Below are 15911 nucleotides of genomic sequence, written 5' to 3' on the forward strand. Positions count from 1 at the left end.
GGCATGAACCGCGGGAAGAACAGGGTACGCAAACCATGACAAGAACAACGAGGATCGAAGACGACGCTCCCCACCTGCTGGTTGTCGATGACGACCGGCGAATTCGCGATCTTCTCAACCGCTACCTGATGGAAAAGGGCTTTCGCATCACAACAGCCGCGGATGCTGCCGAAGCGCGGCGAAAGCTGGTCGGCATCGACTATGATCTGCTGATCGTCGATGTGATGATGCCGGGGGAGACAGGTATTTCGCTCACCCAGAGCCTGCGCAAGCTCAAGACGGTGCCGGTCATCATGCTGACGGCGCTGGCGGAATCCAATGCCAGGATAGAAGGCTTGGAGGCAGGGGCCGACGACTATCTTCCAAAACCCTTTGATCCCAGGGAACTCGTACTGCGCATCAACAATATTCTGAGACGCAATGCCCCTGCCAAGGCGCCGAAGATCGAACAGGTCATTTTCGGCCCCTTCACCTTCTCGGTTGTGCGCAGGGAACTGCGGCGCGGCCCCGATCATATTCGTCTGACGGACCGGGAGCAGGAAATCATGATGCTCTTTTCCCAGCGCGCCGGCGAGACGATCCCGCGCCACGAACTGGTGAGCGACGAGGCGGAGGTTGGCGAACGAACGATCGACGTGCAGATCAATCGCCTCCGGCGCAAGATCGAGGACGACCCCTCCAATCCGGTCTGGCTCCAGACCGTTCGTGGCATAGGCTACCGGCTGAGCGTCGATTGAGGACACAGGATTTGAATGGCGGGCTTTGACATCATCAAGCGCGGGGCGCAGTCGGGCGACACGGCATGGAAAGAGGCAATGCGATGGCTGCGCCGTCGTCTGCCGATGGGCCTTTACGCCCGCTCCTTGCTGATCGTCATCATTCCAATGGTGCTGCTGCAGTCCGTCGTCGCCTTTGTTTTCATGGAGCGGCATTGGCAACTCGTGACCCAGCGACTGTCGGCAGCCGTGACCAACGATATTGCCGCCGTCATCGATCTGATCGAGGCAATGCCAAGCTCGGACGAGGCCACCATCACGCGCGTCGCGCGGCAACGGTTGAACCTGAACATATCGATCGAGCCGGATGAAGAACTGCCACCACCGCGCCCCAAGCCGTTTTTCGAGATTCTGGACCAGATCCTCAGCGAGGAGATTTCCGACACGATCCGCCGCCCCTTCTGGATCGACACGGTCGGGGATTCCAATCTTGTTGAAATCCGCATCAAGCTCGGCCCGGAACGCATCCTGCGCGTCTATGCCCGTCGCGGCCAGGCTTATGCCTCCAACACGCACATCTTTATCGTCTGGATGGTCGGCGCCTCGCTGGTGCTTCTCGCCATTGCGATCCTCTTTTTGCGTGGGCAGATCCGCCCGATTCTTGCCCTTGCCAAGGCAGCCGAGAGTTTCGGCAAGGGCCAGAAGATCGACGAGTTCTCGCCGCGGGGCGCCGAGGAAGTGCGCCGCGCGGGCCTGGCCTTCATCCAGATGCGTGAACGTATCGAGCGGCAGATCGAGCAACGAACGGCGATGCTGACGGGCGTCAGCCACGACCTTCGCACCATTCTCACGCGCTTCAAGCTGCAATTGGCGCTTGCCGGCGACAGCGCCGATCTGGAAAACCTGAACCAGGACGTCGAAGACATGCAAAGCATGCTGGAAGGCTACCTTGCCTTCGCACGCGGCGAAGCCGAGGAGGATGTCGGAGACCTGAAACTCCATGATCTGATGAACCGTCTGACATTGGAGGCAGAGTTGCACGGCAAGACGGTAACGACCGCCATCGAAGGGGACGACAATGTCCGGGTCCGCCCCAACGCCTTTACCCGGCTGGTCGCCAATCTGGCTTCCAATGCGTATCGCTATGCCCAGACCGTGCATATCGATGCCAGACACAGCTCGAAATGGCTGACCATTACCGTCGATGACGACGGTCCCGGTATTCCCGAGCGCTCGCGCGAAGATGTTTTCAAGCCGTTCTTTCGCCTTGACGAGGCGCGCAACCTCGACAGTTCCGGAACCGGCCTCGGCCTTGCCATTGCCCGGGACATCGCCCGCAGCCACGGTGGCAACGTAACGCTGTCGGACAGTTCGATGGGCGGGCTAAGGGCCATGGTCAGGGTACCGGCATAGTCCCAGCCCCGCCCGGCAGACATGCCGCCTGCCCTTTGGCTCATTGGCAATGTGTTTGAAAAGACCGGGCAGCGTGCTTGCGCACCCTACAGCATTCTCTTGCCGTTCGGGACCGGCTTATCGACGCTGGCAAGCACGATCGCGCCCGTCTCGTCTTCGAAACCCAGCGTCAGAACTTCAGAGCGGAAGGGGCCGATCTGGCGGGGTGGAAAATTGACGACACCCAGCACCTGGCGGCCGATCAGGGTTTCCGGCGTGTAGTGAACGGTGATCTGGGCGGAGGATTTCTTGACGCCGATTTCGGGGCCGAAATCGATGACCAGCTTTATTGCCGGTTTGCGCGCCTCGGGGAAAGGCAAGGCTTCGACGATCGTGCCGGCGCGAATATCGACCCGTTCGAAATCTGAATAAGCGATGGTATCGGTCATGGAAGAATCCAGTTGTCAGCCGGCCAGTTCTTCGGCGCGCTTGCGGGCGGCGGCGATAGCTTTGTCGAATAGCGGCTGCATGCCGTCATCCGCCATAAGAACGGTGAGAGCCGCCGCCGTCGTGCCGCCCGGAGATGTCACGTTCTGACGGAGTTTCGAAGCGTCATCGGGGGACTGATGGAGAAGTTCACCAGCCCCCGCGACGGTTTCCCGTGCGAGCCGCATGGCAAGGTCCGCCTGAAGACCGGCTTTGCGGCCGGCCTCCGCCATGCATTCGACGAGATAGAAGACATAGGCCGGACCACTGCCCGAGACGGCGGTGACCGCATCGATATCAGCTTCCGTATCGACCCATTCGACCGGGCCGGAGACCTTCAGAAGACCGTGGACGAGATCTCTCTGCAGGGCAGAAACAGCCGCATTCGCAAAAGCCCCGGTGACGCCGCGGCCGATCATCGCCGGTGTGTTCGGCATGGCGCGCACCATGGCGGCCTCACCGAGATGGCTGCCCATAAAAGCGAGTGTCGTTCCGGCGGCGACCGATACAACAACGGTGTCCGGGCCGACGAGACCTTGCAGCGGCGGCAGCACCGCCGCCATCATCTGCGGCTTGACGGCAAGAAACAAAACGCCGGCCTTCAGACCCGCAGGCGCTTCCGTCTTATGAAGCGCGCCATTGTCTTCGATCAGCTTGGCCATGGACGACGACGGACCGGGATCGATCACCAGAACGTCCGCTCCGGCAATCCCGCTCTTCAGCCAGCCGGTGAGCATCGCGCCGCCCATGTTGCCGGCTCCGACAAGGACGATCGGACCTGCCGCACCAAGAGCCATGGTCACGCTTCTCCGACAGTTTCGAACATGACGGCCTCAACCGCAGTCTCAGCAGTGATGCCCGACCAGACGACGAATTGGAAAGCCTGAAAATAGGACTCGCAAGCTTCCAGCGCGCTGGAAAACAGAACCTCGACCTGTTGGTTCGTGGGCTCCGCACCGCCTGCAAGCAGCAGCGACTGTCGGAAGATCACGACGTCTTCCTGACGCCACAGATCGAAATGCCCCATCAGCACCTGGCCGTTGATATGGGACAGAAGCCGGATGACCTCGTTGACCCGGCTTTCGGGAACCTTGATGTCGAAGGCACAGGCGAGATGCAGTGCTTCGAATTCTTCCATCCAGGAGAAGGAGACGTGATAATCCGTCCACTTGCCCTCGACGGTCATGGCGATCTCGTCTTCGCCGGAACGTTCGAAGGACCAATCGTTGTTGGCCGCGACGAACTCGATCATGTCGACCGGGTTCGATTGGCGCTCAAGTTCCAGTTCCATCAGGCTCATGCATCACCCCACAAGTCCTGGCACGGGCATGCGTCATCGTGCTCCCGCACGACATCTGCAAACTCAAACACCAGAAACAAACACTATGATTACCGGAAACACGACCACCATGCCTGAACTAGCCTGCCTGGAGCTTGCGTGATCCGTTTCGAATCATCATTTAAAATCAGTGTATAATGCGGGAGTCCGCGTGCCATCCCCCTCGCCGGAAAATAGCGCGGAAGGGTGTGGATATGCTTTGCGAAACAGATTCAGCGCTGGTTCTTAAGCGACTCTGGCGTAAGCGTTTTTCGACAGTGTCCACAGGATGAAAAAATTATGAATATTCGGCCGGTTGCAGCGATGGGACCGTCATAGCTGTTCCAGAATGGGACAAACGGGCGCGGGCGCCGGCGCACGCCCCATCCCCTTCCGGCAGTTGCTCACTTGCCGGCTTCGGCCAGCCGTGCCTCAAGCGCCGCGACACGAGCCAGAAGGGCGTCGTTTTCTTCGCGCGCCTTCAGCGCCATTTCCCTGACGGCCTCGAACTCCTCGCGCTTGACGATATCCATGGAATTGAGGAGCCGCTCGCCCTGCGCCCGGAACATGGTCTCCATCTCGCGGCGCACGCCCTGCGCAGCGCCTGCCGCATCTGTCATCAGCTTGGCGAAGTCATCCAGAATTCGATTGGTGCCCGTGCTCATTGCTTCCATCCTATCTTGTCGCCTGCGATAGCAGGCTTGTGAACAGGAGGTAGGAGCACATAGGAGTTGATGCAAGGAAAAATAGTGGGATGACGGCCTTTCCGCTGACGGACGCGCCTTGACCGCCCCACAAGGGAGGGCCATGTTCCCCGCGACAACGCGGCCGGAATGAAGCAAGACCTTGGAAACAATCGCAACCCTCTTTTCGATCATGCCTTTTCCGGACATTGATCCTGTGCTTCTCGACCTTGGTCTGCTCAAGGTTCACTGGTACGGCCTTGCCTACGTCGCCGGCATTATGCTGGGATGGCACTACGCACGGCGCGTTGTCCGCAATGGGGCCTTGTGGCGCGGCGGCCAGTCGCCGATTACCGACGTGCAGATCGACGATTTCGTTCTCTGGGTAGCGGGCGGCATCGTTCTTGGCGGACGTATCGGTTACATTCTTTTCTATGACCTGGCAGCCGTGCTGGCCGAGCCTATCCGCGCCATCAGGATTCAGGACGGCGGCATGTCGTTCCACGGCGGCCTGATTGGCACCTTCATCGCCATGGTCGTCTTTGCCCGCCGCAACGGGATCGCCATCTGGTCGCTGTTCGATGTCGTCTCCGCCGTCGTGCCGATCGGCCTGTTCTTCGGCCGCGTCGCCAACTTCGTCAATGGTGAACTCTGGGGCGCGCCGGCGGATGTTCCCTGGGCGGTCGTGTTCTGCAACACCTATCTGATGGCCGCCAATGGTTGCGTCGCCGGAACGGAGCCCCGCCATCCGAGCCAGCTTTACGAAGCGGGCCTCGAAGGCATCGTGCTTTTGTCGATCCTTGCCTTTCTCATTTATGCCCGTCGCGCGCTCACGACGCCCGGCCTTGTTTGTGGCGTTTTCGTAACCGGCTATGGCATTGCCCGTACCTTCGTCGAGTTTTTCCGCGAGCCCGACCAGCAGCTCGGCTATCTCTATGGCGGCTGGCTGACGATGGGTATGGTCCTGTCCTTGCCGATGGTCGCGATCGGCCTGTGGGCAATCCTGCGCGCGCACCGCGCTGCTGTTGCAACGTCTCAAGAGGGGGTGCGATGACGACAGCGCTCGCCGAAAAGATCAAGTCGATCATTCTCGCCACCGGCCCGATCAGTGTGACCGACTATTTTTCGCTGTGCCTGGCAGACCCGGACTACGGCTACTACAAGACCCGCGAGCCGTTCGGACGATCCGGTGATTTTATTACCGCGCCTGAGATCAGCCAGCTGTTTGGCGAGATGATCGGCATCTTCCTCGTTCAGGCCTGGCAAAGGCATGGCGAGCCCTCGCCCGTCGTCATCGCCGAAATCGGCCCGGGGCGCGGGACGATGATGTCGGATATCCTGCGGGTCATCGCCAAACTCTCGCCCGCCCTTTATGCATCGGCCGCTGTCCACCTTGTGGAAACCAGCGAGCGCCTGCAGAAAGTCCAGAGCCAGACGCTGGTGGCGCACAAGTTCAAGATTTCCTGGCATGACAGTTTCGACACCCTGCCGGACGGCTTCATGCTTCTGGTGGCCAACGAATTGTTCGACGCGATCCCGATCCGCCAGTTCGTCAAAACCACGCAAGGGTTCAGGGAGCGCCTGGTGGGCCTCGATGCAAAGAATGAATTGATGTTCGCGGCAGGTGTTGCGGGCATCGATCCGGCTTTGCTGCCGCCTGCCGCCACAAACGCTCCCACCGGTACGATTTTCGAGATCGCACCCGCCCGCGACGCGGTGATGACGGCAATTGCGGCGCGTATCCACGCAAGCGGCGGCACAGCCCTGATCATAGATTATGGTCATATGGCGACCGGTCTTGGAGACACGCTGCAGGCGGTGCGCGACCATCAGTTCGACCCGCCGCTGAAACATCCGGGCGAGGCTGATATCACCAGCCATGTCGATTTCGAGCAGCTTGCCCGGCGGGCTGTTACCGAGGGCCTCCAGATCAACGGATTGACCTACCAGGGTGATTTTCTGCTGGCGCTTGGGCTCGCCGAACGTGCGGCGGTGCTGGGACGCGACAAGAGCGTCGAGACGCAGGAAAACATCCGTGCCGATGTCGAAAGGCTGGCGGGAGCCGGCGAAGGCAGGATGGGGGAGTTATTCAAGGTTCTCGCCGTCAGCAGTCCGAATCTTGCCCTTCCCCCCTTCCGGAAATAGGTTTCAGCACGCCCGGCGGCGACATGAACTGTCGCCGCAGACGGATTGACAGGCACAGCACGTTAAGGCCAACATCCGGCCAAATCACCCCGGACAACCCTTTGCGGCACCCGGAAAGCCCGTCTGATCACAGCCATCGAGAGGCAGGAAACCGATGAAGGATGATGCCTTGCCCTTGCCCGTGCAAAGCCCGCTGCTGCGTGAAAAGGCCGGACACGCCGCGTTGCACGGCTATTTCACCCGAAAAGGCGGCGTATCGGAAGGCCTCTATCAAGGGCTCAATGTCGGACTGGGGTCCAGCGACGACCGGGCATGCGTGGAAGAAAATCGCGCCCGCGTGAGTGCCTGGTTCTCCGCGCCGCCGGCCAGGCTGGCGACGGTGCATCAGGTCCATTCGCCGAATGTCGTGATCGTTGATGCAGCCTATGACGGGACGCGCGCAGAGGCCGATGCTCTCGTTACGGCGGCGCCCGGGCTGGTCATCGGGGTCTTGTCCGCGGATTGCGGGCCGGTGCTCTTTGTCGATCCGCAGGCCCGTGTGGTCGGGGCCGCGCATGCCGGCTGGAAGGGCGCTCTCGGCGGCGTCCTTGAAAATACCGTCGACGTGATGGTTTCGCTTGGCGCCCGCCGCGACCGCATCCTGGCCTGCCTCGGCCCCTCCATCAGCCGCCGCAACTACGAGGTGGGCGCGGAGTTCGTTCAGCAGTTTCTCGAGAAAGACCCGGCCTATATCCGGTTTTTCTCTCCTTCGAGCCGTGACGGTCATTCCATGTTCGATTTGCCCGGTCTGACGACCATGCGGCTGACGGATGCGGGCGTAACTGCGGAAAATCTCGACATTTGCACCTATGCGGACGAGGAGCGCTTTTTCTCCTACCGCCGAACGACACATCGCAGCGAGCCGGACTATGGCCGGCAAATCTCTGCAATATCCTTGACGGAGGCATGACATGGCACTGCATTTCACGCAGGACGAATTCGCAAGCCGGCTGGGCCGGTTGACGGCGAAGATGAAGGAGGAAAAGCTTTCCGCCATGCTCCTCTTCGCGCAGGAGAGCATGTACTGGCTGACCGGCTATGACACGTTCGGCTACTGCTTCTTCCAGACTCTGGTCGTCAAGGCCGATGGTTCGATGGTGCTTCTCACTCGTTCCGCTGACTTGCGTCAGGCGAAACACACCTCCAACATCGAACGTGTCGAGGTCTGGGTCGATCGCGTCAATGCCGACCCGACGATGGACCTCAAGAACCTTCTGAGCGATCTCGATCTGCTCGGCGCCCGCATCGGCATCGAATACGACACGCACGGGATGACGGGGCGCATCGCCCGTCTCCTCGACCAGCAACTGATGAGCTTCGGCGAACTGGTGGACGCATCGCTGCTCGTCAGCCGCCTGCGCCTGATCAAGAGCCCTGCCGAAATCCTCCATGTCGAAAAGGCTGCGAGTTTGGCCGACGACGCGCTGGATGCGGCCCTGCCGCTGATCCACGCCGGCGGTAACGAGGCCGATATCCTGGCCGCTATGCAGGGCGCTGTCTTTGCCGGCGGCGGAGACTATCCGGCCAATGAATTCATCATCGGCTCCGGCGCCGATGCCCTTCTCTGCCGCTACAAGGCCGGGCGGCGCACGCTCGACGCGCAGGACCAGCTGACCCTGGAATGGGCCGGCGTCAGCGCCCATTACCACGCGGCCATGATGCGCACCGTCGTTATCGGCGAGCCGACCAACCGCCACCGCGAACTCTACAGCGCCTGCCGCGAGACCATACAGGCAATCGAGATGGTGTTGAGGCCCGGCAATACCTTCGGCACGGTCTTCGACATTCATTCGAAAATCATGGACGAGCGCGGCCTTGCCCGTCACCGGCTAAACGCCTGCGGCTACTCGCTCGGCGCCCGCTTCTCTCCCTCCTGGATGGAGCATCAGATGTTCCATGTCGGCAATCCGCAGGAGATCCTGCCGGATATGTCGCTCTTCGTTCACATGATCATCATGGACAGCGACAGCGGCACGGCGATGTCGCTGGGACAGACCTATCTGACGACCGAAGGCGGCCCCAAGGCCCTTTCGCGCTACGGGCTCGACTTCATAACTGCTTAGGACAATTGAGCTATCGTTTGGTGACAGGCGGAGAGGCTGGGGTCCTCGATCATTCCGCCACCGAGAAACCGGACGACCGACGATGCGCAAGCCGATCACGCTTATCGCGACACTTGGATTTGTCACAGCCCTTTCCGGCTGCAACAGCATGGACGACCTGACGCCGCAGGTGGATGTCGGAGGCGGAACCTTCCGATCGCCCCCGGTCAACCAGGCCGATCTCGATTCCATGTCGCAGCAGAGCGCCGAGGTCTTGCCGCAGACGACGCAACCGGTGACGGGAACGAGGCTCGCGCCACCCGCGCAGGAAAGTTTTGCAGCCGGGCCATCGGGCACGGACATGGTCCAGGGCGATACCGAATACACCGATCCCGCCGGGTCGCTGGAAGCGCAGGCAGGACGTCTGCGCGAGGGTGAACTGCCGAGACAACAAGAGACGGTCCGCAGCGAAGCCATTGCGGAAACCGCTGAGGCCGCGCCCGTCGAAGAACCAGCCGAACGCGTCGAGGCTCAGACCGAGCCGACGCCGCAGGTCGAGGCAAAGACGTCCGAAATCCGCGAACCAGAAACAAGCGCCGCCGTCGCGCCGGCCGCGGCGGCGGGAACGATCCGCTTTCTGCCGATCATCGGCGCACCGGTCGAGGCAGTCCAGCCGCTGTCCAAGCAACTCGGAGCCGAGGCCCGCACTCACGGGCTGACGATCAAGGGCGCGTCCGACAGGACCAGCGAACACATTCTGAAAGGCTATTTTTCCGCGCTGAAGGACGGCCGCAACACAACCATTGTCTATGTCTGGGACGTGCTCGATGGCGCCGGAAACCGTCTGCACCGTATTCAGGGGCAGAACACGGTCAACGCTACCGCCCCTGATCTCTGGACGGTCGTGCCACCGGAAACGATGCGCGCCATCGCAGCAAGAACCATCGGCGAATACCTCAGCTGGCGGGCCTCAAAACAAGGCTGATGGCGCCCTGTCATCATTGCGCCACGCGCAGCGAAAAGTTTTTAGGATAAAGCAGAGTGCGGCGCGGCATTCCCCTTGCATTCGAGGTCAAGGGCGTTATGAAGCCCGCATCAGTTCGGGGCGATCTGACCCAGCTGCCTTACGGAATTTCGCGTGGAGAGTATCCGCGCCAGCACAGGCGGACCATCGATGAAGGTTTTCGCAGGCAACTCGAACCGGCTACTCGCCGAAGCGATCTGCAATTATCTTAACCTGCCCCTGGGCAAAGCAACCGTCAGACGGTTTGCAGACCAGGAAATCTTCGTGGAAGTCCAGGAAAACGTGCGCGGCGAGGATGTTTTCCTCGTTCAGTCGACATCCTTCCCGACCAATGATCATCTGATGGAATTGCTGATCATGATCGATGCCATGCGCCGGTCGTCTGCCCGGCGCATCACAGCCGTCATCCCCTATTTCGGCTATGCAAGGCAGGATCGCAAACCTGGCCCGCGAACGCCGATCTCCGCCAAGCTCGTCGCCAATCTGATCACCGAAGCCGGCGCCGACCGGGTTCTGACGCTCGACCTGCATGCCGGCCAGATCCAGGGTTTCTTCGATATCCCGACCGACAACCTTTACGCCGTGCCGATCCTGTCGCGTGACGTGAAGGAACACTACAATCTCGAAAACGTCATGGTCGTCTCGCCCGATGTCGGCGGCGTGGTGCGCGCCCGCGCGCTTGCCAAGCGCCTCGACTGCCAGTTGGCCATTGTCGACAAGCGCCGCGAACGGGCGGGCGAGTCCGAAGTCATGAACGTCATCGGCGACGTCACCGGCAAGGACTGTCTTTTGATCGACGATATCGTCGATTCCGGCGGCACGCTCTGCAACGCGGCCGAAGCGCTTCTCAAAAACGGGGCGACCAGCGTCACGGCCTATATCACCCATGGCGTTCTGTCCGGCGGCGCGGTAGCGCGTGTCACATCGTCCAAGCTGAAGGAACTGGTGATCACAGACAGCATACAGCCGACCACGGCAGTTCAGTCGGCCCATAATATACGGGTGATCTCGACGGCCAGCCTGATCGGCGAAGCGATCAATCGCACCAGCCAGGAAGAATCGGTCTCCAGCCTGTTCGATTGAAACGCCCCCGTTAGGGGACGATGATCGGAACATGCGGCGCAAGATGTCTCTGGCTTTGTTTCGAAAGCCGCGGATCGTCCAGCACTTCAATCTGCCGCCGAAACGGTGTGAAGCCGGAGCGGACGTAGAAGGCCAAGGCCTGTGGGCTGTCCAGCGTACAGGTGTGCAGCCAGAAGCGGTCGATGGGATGGCTCCAGGCCTTCTCGATGGCGCGGTTCATCAGCCAACGGCCCGCCCCGGTGCCGATCTGCGTCGCGGAAATACCGAAGAAAACCATTTCACATTCGCCCGCCTTGCGAAAATCCAGTTCCGCAATGCCCTCGGCGGTGCCGTCGGATTCCAGAATATACATTTCCACGGCAGACGAATGAATGTGCCCCGCCAGTTCTTCGTCCGTCATGGCAAGACGGGAAATCCACAGCCATTCCGCACCGATCCTGCGGTAGAGGGTCCGATAGATGTCGAGATCGATCGCCTCATGACGCCGAAGGGTCCACGGTCCTTCGGGCTCCACGCGCGCCAGGGGTTGCTCAAGCATTTGAAGATGGGTGACGATGGCAGCGATCTTGCCGGCGGGAACGTCGTGATAGCCGTTTTCTAACATGGGTGGGAAAATTCTCGGTGAAAGCTGGTCAATGGACAGACACGCAACGACGCCGTCTTCGGCTGCAGCGGGAAAACCCATTGTGCCTATCCGGCCCCGGCCCGTCCAGCCGATATGTTCAGATGCCCGTACCGCCGCGCATCGGGCTCAGCCGTGCTTGACGAGCGGAATTGCGCAGGCCTCGCCGCCGGCGAACAGCCTCGATCGCGTCAGGAAACGGCGTTCGCGACCGTTATCGAGCGAGAACATGCCACCCCTCCCCGGCACGACGTCGATGATCAGTTGCGTGTGTTTCCAGACTTCGAACTGGCTGGCGCTGATATAGACAGGCACACCGCCGATTTCGCCAAGCTTTATGTCGTTGTCGCCGACGATATAGTCATCCGCCGGATAACACATGGGCGACGAGCCGTCGCAGCAACCGCCGGACTGATGAAAGAGCAGGTCAGGATGATCCTTTTGGATTTCCTTTATAAAGTCGAGCGCGGCATTTGTGGCGAGCACGCGGGGTTCGCTGGCGATGGGCACGGTCATCATTGTCTCCGAAACTGTCCCCTCTCCCGGCTTGCGGCAGAGGGTCAGAGTGAGGGGCGGATTGAGCGGCCCCTCATCCGCTCGTAGGCCTCTCTTGAGCCGGCCCTGGGCAGGTCCCATGGGCACCTTCTCCCCGCAGGCGGGGAGAAGGAAGAATGAGATCAAAAGAACCCGAGCGCCTTGGGGCTGTAGCTGACCAGCATGTTCTTGGTCTGCTGATAGTGATCGAGCATCATCTTGTGGGTTTCGCGGCCGATACCGGACTGCTTGTAGCCGCCAAACGCCGCCCCTGCCGGATAGGCATGGTAGCAATTGGTCCAGACGCGGCCGGCCTGGATGCCCCGGCCGAACGTGTAGCAGCGGTTGGCATCGCGGCTCCACACGCCGGAACCCAGACCGTAGAGCGTGTCGTTGGCGATTTCGAGCGCTTCCTCGTCGGTCTTGAAGGCGGTCACGGATACGACCGGCCCGAAGATTTCCTCCTGGAAGACCCGCATCTTGTTATGACCCTTGAAGACGGTCGGCTTGACGTAGAAGCCGCCGGCCAGTTCGCCTTCGAGGTTGTTGCGCTCGCCGCCGATCAGAACTTCTGCGCCTTCCTGTTTGCCAATGTCCATGTAGGACATGATCTTTTCCAGCTGCTCGCTGGAGGCCTGCGCACCGATCATCGTCGACATATCGAGCGGATTGCCCTGCTTGATTGCGGCAACGCGCTTGATCGCCTTTTCCATGAAGCGATCGTAAATCTTTTCGTGGATCAACGCACGGCTGGGGCATGTGCAGACCTCGCCCTGGTTCAGCGCGAACATGGCAAAGCCTTCGAGCGCCTTGTCGAGATAGTCGTCGTCCTCGCGCATGACGTCTTCGAAGAAGATGTTCGGCGACTTGCCGCCAAGTTCCAGCGTGACCGGAATGAGGTTCTGGCTGGCATATTGCATGATCAGCCGGCCGGTCGAGGTTTCGCCGGTGAAGGCGACCTTGTTGATGCGCGGATTGGTGGCGAGCGGCTTGCCGGCTTCGAGGCCGAAACCGTTGACGATGTTGAGAACACCCGGCGGCAGAAGATCGCCGACGAGTTCGATCCAGACGAGGATCGAGGCCGGAGTCTGTTCGGCCGGCTTCAGGATCACGCAATTGCCGGCGGCAAGCGCCGGTGCAAGCTTCCAGGCTGCCATCAGGATCGGGAAGTTCCACGGAATGATCTGGGCGACGACGCCCAGCGGCTCATGGAAATGATAGGCGACCGTGTCATGGTCGATCTCGCCGATCGAGCCTTCCTGGGCACGGACGCAGGAGGCGAAATAGCGGAAATGGTCGATGGCGAGCGGCATGTCGGCGGCCATGGTTTCGCGCAGCGGCTTGCCGTTGTCCCAGGTCTCGGCCTTTGCCAGAAGCTCGATATTGTCTTCCATGCGCTGCGCGATCTTCATCAGTATATTGGCGCGCTCGGTGGACGAGGTGCGGGCCCACTTGTCCTTGGCAGCATGGGCGGCGTCGAGGGCCGCTTCGATATCCTCCGCCTGCGAACGGGCGATCTGGCATAGAACGCCGCCTGTTACTGGTGTCGTATTGTCGAAATAGCGGCCGCCAAGCGGCTCGCGCCACTCGCCGCCGATGAAGTTGCCGTATTTCTGCTTGAACGGGTTTTCGACGATTTTCTGGTGCAGCATGGATTTTCTCCTCCGAAACAGACTCCAACAATCTGTGCCGAGGAAGGTGCGGCAGAACCGATCCGATCGATAGGGGCAAGGACGTGGCGGACCGGCCAAGTGTATCAGATGTGCGACACAAGACTGCCACCAAACGTGCTGCAATGCCGCAAAAACAGGCAGCACCTCCTGACCGTGGTCAATTAATCGAAAGCTTCTTCATCTTTCGGTAAAGTGTCGCGCGGCTGATCCCCAGCGTATCGGCCGCCAGCGAGACATTGCCGTTGGCGCGCGACAGCACCCGGCGGAGCGCGGCGCGTTCGGCGTCGAGCAGATCCTCGCCCTGTCCGGCGGGCATCTCATTAAGGAGATCTGCGGCTGGAACGCCTGCGTCGATCCGCCGGTCGTCCAGATTGAGCCTGAGCCGCGCCGCCCGTGTGGCTCCGAGGACCAGATCGTCCCTGTCGATCGCCAGAAGCGCCGGGCCGCTCTTGCCGTCCTGCACGAGGAGGATGCGGGCGCCGCTGAAGGCACGCCGGAACAGATTGGCCTCGATACGGGACGCCGCATCCTTGACCGCCTGGGACAGGAGCATCATCGCCATTTCGCCGGCATCGTCCCGGCATGTTGATATGTCGATCGCCGCAGTAACGCGACCGCGATGATCGCGGATCGGCGCCGTCGCACAGCTTAGGCCCGTGTTGCAGCTGAGAAAATGCTGGTCGCGGTGAATGATGACAGCCCGTTCGTCGGCAATCGCCGTGCCGATGCCGTTGGTGCCGACACTCGCCTCGCTCCAGATGGTGCCGGACCACAGACCCAGGCCGCGAAAATCTTTGTCGTCGCCGGCGGCACCCCGACGCTCAAGCGCGACGCCATTGCCATCGGTCAGCAACAGGCAGCAGCCGGCCTTGCCAACCGTCGTGAACAGCCGGTCGAGTTCGCCCCGCGCTTCCTCCAGGAGATCGGCCGACTTTTCTCGCGCGGCAAAGAATTCCGGCTCGGAAAGCCTGAGCGGTGAGCGGTGTTCCTCCGGAGACAGGCCGTGGACCGTCAGGCACCGGCGCCACGAGGCGGCGACAGGCGAACTGGCCGCAGCCGAGGCGTGCTCTGCCACGGCGTGCACATGATCTGAATGGTTCATCTGCTCTCCTCCCCGAGGGCTGACGGTGTGGCCACTATAGGCGGAATATTCAAAAGGTCCACTGCGACCACTGTCGCAGGCGTCATCTTCCCTTTAGCCCGATCCCACCACTCCGATCATTGCTATTTAACCAACAATAATATGATCGGTAATATATTCGTTTAAAATTGGTCCCCATAATTTTTGCGTTTGAGATAAAACCGCATGATGCTCGATTGGAGACTTGGGAATAAAATTCCCCAGTATTCTGTAGTTTTCGTCGACCATTTGGCGGTCAATCCGTATCGTGCTGACTTCACGCAGATCTGAGACTTTTCCATGCAAGGCATCATTGAACAGAATTACGCGACGTGCCCTTGCTTCGTCCGAAATATCAAATCTTTGAGCGGCTTTCTTGAGAAGTGCAGGATCTAGCCGAATGTGTTTTGGTGTCTGAACAAAAAAATTATCGGATACGAGCGGAGATACTTGCGGGCAGATCACAATCAGCTTTTTGATTACACCCGACTTTCGACCAGCATCAAGTAGGCTTTGAATAAAAGCGTGATAAGTATCGATCCGGTCGGTTAGAAATTTTTCAACGTCGACTTCTTCTTTAAGGCAAAATTCTCTTTGAAGCGAGAAATCCAGATCAACACTGCCAAACATTAGAAAAACCGTTTTTTCCTGTTCGGTTGCGACGGCTTCCTTGATTAGCTTTGCGTGGCCGGTCTTGGAGACGCTATTTGCTAAACCTTTAACGGTGGCTCCAGAGAAAACGTAATGGCAAAATATTCCATATGACGCACCGACAAATTGCCTGGAATGAGAATCACCGACAAACATATTGATCATTTAAGGGGGCTCCTTTTTATCCTGTGTGTCGCATATAGAATTCTCAAGTCAAGGTTGCCAATAGAGGCTCAACGGCGTTGACCTGCCCAGGTTTCTGGACCACCGGATGCTGGATCAATGCTGGTTCAAGCACTCCGATCGAAACCAGCCACTGAATGCCTCGATCAAAATGTTGTTCTTAGGTTTTCCCGGACGTGAGAAATCGACGGTTACGGTCG

At 60.0% G+C, this 15911-nt stretch carries 17 protein-coding genes and 1 pseudogene; 8 read left to right on the top strand and 10 right to left on the bottom strand.

Annotated features, from left to right (window positions below; genetic code table 11):
* Window positions 1-35: 35 nt before the first annotated feature.
* A complete protein-coding gene (locus PY308_RS14695; protein WP_275783862.1) occupies window positions 36-737 on the top strand; it encodes a response regulator in 702 nt (233 codons plus the stop codon).
* Between the two features lie 15 nt (window positions 738-752).
* Entirely contained in the window at window positions 753-2129 is a 1377-nt protein-coding gene (locus PY308_RS14700; protein ID WP_275783864.1) for an ATP-binding protein, read from the top strand.
* Between the two features lie 86 nt (window positions 2130-2215).
* Here the strand turns inward: PY308_RS14700 and PY308_RS14705 are convergent, their stop codons facing one another.
* The 4 genes from PY308_RS14705 to PY308_RS14720 form a co-directional block, all read right to left on the bottom strand.
* Complete coding sequence (locus PY308_RS14705) at window positions 2216-2557, bottom strand: tRNA-binding protein (RefSeq protein ID WP_275783866.1); 342 nt, start codon at window positions 2555-2557, stop codon at window positions 2216-2218.
* A 15-nt stretch (window positions 2558-2572) separates the two neighbouring features.
* Window positions 2573-3391: a pyrroline-5-carboxylate reductase gene (gene proC / locus PY308_RS14710; RefSeq protein ID WP_275783869.1), complete on the bottom strand. Its 819-nt coding sequence runs from the start codon at window positions 3389-3391 to the stop codon at window positions 2573-2575.
* A gap of 2 nt (window positions 3392-3393) precedes the next feature.
* Complete coding sequence (locus PY308_RS14715; protein WP_275783871.1) at window positions 3394-3894, bottom strand: type III secretion system chaperone family protein; 501 nt, start codon at window positions 3892-3894, stop codon at window positions 3394-3396.
* Window positions 3895-4316: 422 nt separating this feature from the next.
* Window positions 4317-4577: an accessory factor UbiK family protein gene (locus PY308_RS14720; protein ID WP_275783874.1), complete on the bottom strand. Its 261-nt coding sequence runs from the start codon at window positions 4575-4577 to the stop codon at window positions 4317-4319.
* A 181-nt stretch (window positions 4578-4758) separates the two neighbouring features.
* Between PY308_RS14720 and lgt the strand changes: the two genes are divergently transcribed.
* The 6 genes from lgt (at window position 4759) to PY308_RS14750 (ending at window position 10928) form a co-directional block, all read left to right on the top strand.
* A complete protein-coding gene (gene lgt / locus PY308_RS14725; protein WP_275783876.1) occupies window positions 4759-5649 on the top strand; it encodes a prolipoprotein diacylglyceryl transferase in 891 nt (296 codons plus the stop codon).
* The gene (locus PY308_RS14730) at window positions 5646-6740 is read left to right on the top strand and encodes a class I SAM-dependent methyltransferase (RefSeq protein ID WP_275783879.1); all 1095 of its coding nucleotides are present in this window, start codon (window positions 5646-5648) and stop codon (window positions 6738-6740) included. Before lgt ends, PY308_RS14730 begins: the two co-directional genes overlap by 4 nt.
* Before the next feature lie 154 nt (window positions 6741-6894).
* Window positions 6895-7689 (top strand): peptidoglycan editing factor PgeF, encoded by a 795-nt coding sequence (pgeF, locus tag PY308_RS14735; protein WP_275783882.1) that lies wholly within the window; start codon window positions 6895-6897, stop codon window positions 7687-7689.
* 1 nt (window position 7690) lies between these two features.
* Complete coding sequence (locus PY308_RS14740; protein WP_275783885.1) at window positions 7691-8842, top strand: M24 family metallopeptidase; 1152 nt, start codon at window positions 7691-7693, stop codon at window positions 8840-8842.
* 82 nt (window positions 8843-8924) lie between these two features.
* Window positions 8925-9806: a hypothetical protein gene (locus PY308_RS14745; RefSeq protein WP_275783886.1), complete on the top strand. Its 882-nt coding sequence runs from the start codon at window positions 8925-8927 to the stop codon at window positions 9804-9806.
* A 189-nt stretch (window positions 9807-9995) separates the two neighbouring features.
* Complete coding sequence (locus tag PY308_RS14750; RefSeq protein ID WP_275783888.1) at window positions 9996-10928, top strand: ribose-phosphate pyrophosphokinase; 933 nt, start codon at window positions 9996-9998, stop codon at window positions 10926-10928.
* 10 nt (window positions 10929-10938) lie between these two features.
* Here the strand turns inward: PY308_RS14750 and PY308_RS14755 are convergent, their stop codons facing one another.
* From PY308_RS14755 to PY308_RS14780, 6 genes and pseudogenes are all read right to left on the bottom strand, one after another.
* Complete coding sequence (locus PY308_RS14755) at window positions 10939-11532, bottom strand: GNAT family N-acetyltransferase (protein ID WP_275791145.1); 594 nt, start codon at window positions 11530-11532, stop codon at window positions 10939-10941.
* Window positions 11533-11679: 147 nt separating this feature from the next.
* Window positions 11680-12066, bottom strand: coding sequence for a DUF779 domain-containing protein (locus tag PY308_RS14760; RefSeq protein ID WP_275783891.1), 387 nt, complete (start codon window positions 12064-12066; stop codon window positions 11680-11682).
* 161 nt (window positions 12067-12227) lie between these two features.
* A complete protein-coding gene (gene adh, locus PY308_RS14765; protein ID WP_275783893.1) occupies window positions 12228-13736 on the bottom strand; it encodes an aldehyde dehydrogenase in 1509 nt (502 codons plus the stop codon).
* A gap of 178 nt (window positions 13737-13914) precedes the next feature.
* Window positions 13915-14859: a helix-turn-helix domain-containing protein gene (locus PY308_RS14770; RefSeq protein ID WP_275783896.1), complete on the bottom strand. Its 945-nt coding sequence runs from the start codon at window positions 14857-14859 to the stop codon at window positions 13915-13917.
* Between the two features lie 126 nt (window positions 14860-14985).
* Window positions 14986-15693, bottom strand: a complete 708-nt coding sequence (locus tag PY308_RS14775) for a hypothetical protein (protein WP_275783899.1) — start codon at window positions 15691-15693, stop codon at window positions 14986-14988.
* Window positions 15694-15810: 117 nt separating this feature from the next.
* Window positions 15811-15906, bottom strand: a pseudogene (locus tag PY308_RS14780) (integrase core domain-containing protein); the annotation flags it as partial.
* Between the last annotated feature and the right edge of the window lie 5 nt (window positions 15907-15911).

The sequence above is a fragment of the Pararhizobium gei genome, assembly GCF_029223885.1.
GTDB lineage: Bacteria > Pseudomonadota > Alphaproteobacteria > Rhizobiales > Rhizobiaceae > Pararhizobium > Pararhizobium gei.

Coding starts and splice junctions, on each gene's coding strand:
- PY308_RS14695 (WP_275783862.1), top strand. CDS start 36: ATGACAAGAACAACGAGGATCGAAGACGACGCTCCCCACCTGCTGGTT.
- PY308_RS14700 (WP_275783864.1), top strand. CDS start 753: ATGGCGGGCTTTGACATCATCAAGCGCGGGGCGCAGTCGGGCGACACG.
- PY308_RS14705 (WP_275783866.1), bottom strand. CDS start 2,557: ATGACCGATACCATCGCTTATTCAGATTTCGAACGGGTCGATATTCGC.
- proC (WP_275783869.1), bottom strand. CDS start 3,391: ATGGCTCTTGGTGCGGCAGGTCCGATCGTCCTTGTCGGAGCCGGCAAC.
- PY308_RS14715 (WP_275783871.1), bottom strand. CDS start 3,894: ATGAGCCTGATGGAACTGGAACTTGAGCGCCAATCGAACCCGGTCGAC.
- PY308_RS14720 (WP_275783874.1), bottom strand. CDS start 4,577: ATGAGCACGGGCACCAATCGAATTCTGGATGACTTCGCCAAGCTGATG.
- PY308_RS14730 (WP_275783879.1), top strand. CDS start 5,646: ATGACGACAGCGCTCGCCGAAAAGATCAAGTCGATCATTCTCGCCACC.
- pgeF (WP_275783882.1), top strand. CDS start 6,895: ATGAAGGATGATGCCTTGCCCTTGCCCGTGCAAAGCCCGCTGCTGCGT.
- PY308_RS14740 (WP_275783885.1), top strand. CDS start 7,691: ATGGCACTGCATTTCACGCAGGACGAATTCGCAAGCCGGCTGGGCCGG.
- PY308_RS14745 (WP_275783886.1), top strand. CDS start 8,925: ATGCGCAAGCCGATCACGCTTATCGCGACACTTGGATTTGTCACAGCC.
- PY308_RS14750 (WP_275783888.1), top strand. CDS start 9,996: ATGAAGGTTTTCGCAGGCAACTCGAACCGGCTACTCGCCGAAGCGATC.
- PY308_RS14755 (WP_275791145.1), bottom strand. CDS start 11,532: ATGTTAGAAAACGGCTATCACGACGTTCCCGCCGGCAAGATCGCTGCC.
- PY308_RS14760 (WP_275783891.1), bottom strand. CDS start 12,066: ATGACCGTGCCCATCGCCAGCGAACCCCGCGTGCTCGCCACAAATGCC.
- adh (WP_275783893.1), bottom strand. CDS start 13,736: ATGCTGCACCAGAAAATCGTCGAAAACCCGTTCAAGCAGAAATACGGC.
- PY308_RS14770 (WP_275783896.1), bottom strand. CDS start 14,859: ATGAACCATTCAGATCATGTGCACGCCGTGGCAGAGCACGCCTCGGCT.
- PY308_RS14775 (WP_275783899.1), bottom strand. CDS start 15,693: ATGATCAATATGTTTGTCGGTGATTCTCATTCCAGGCAATTTGTCGGT.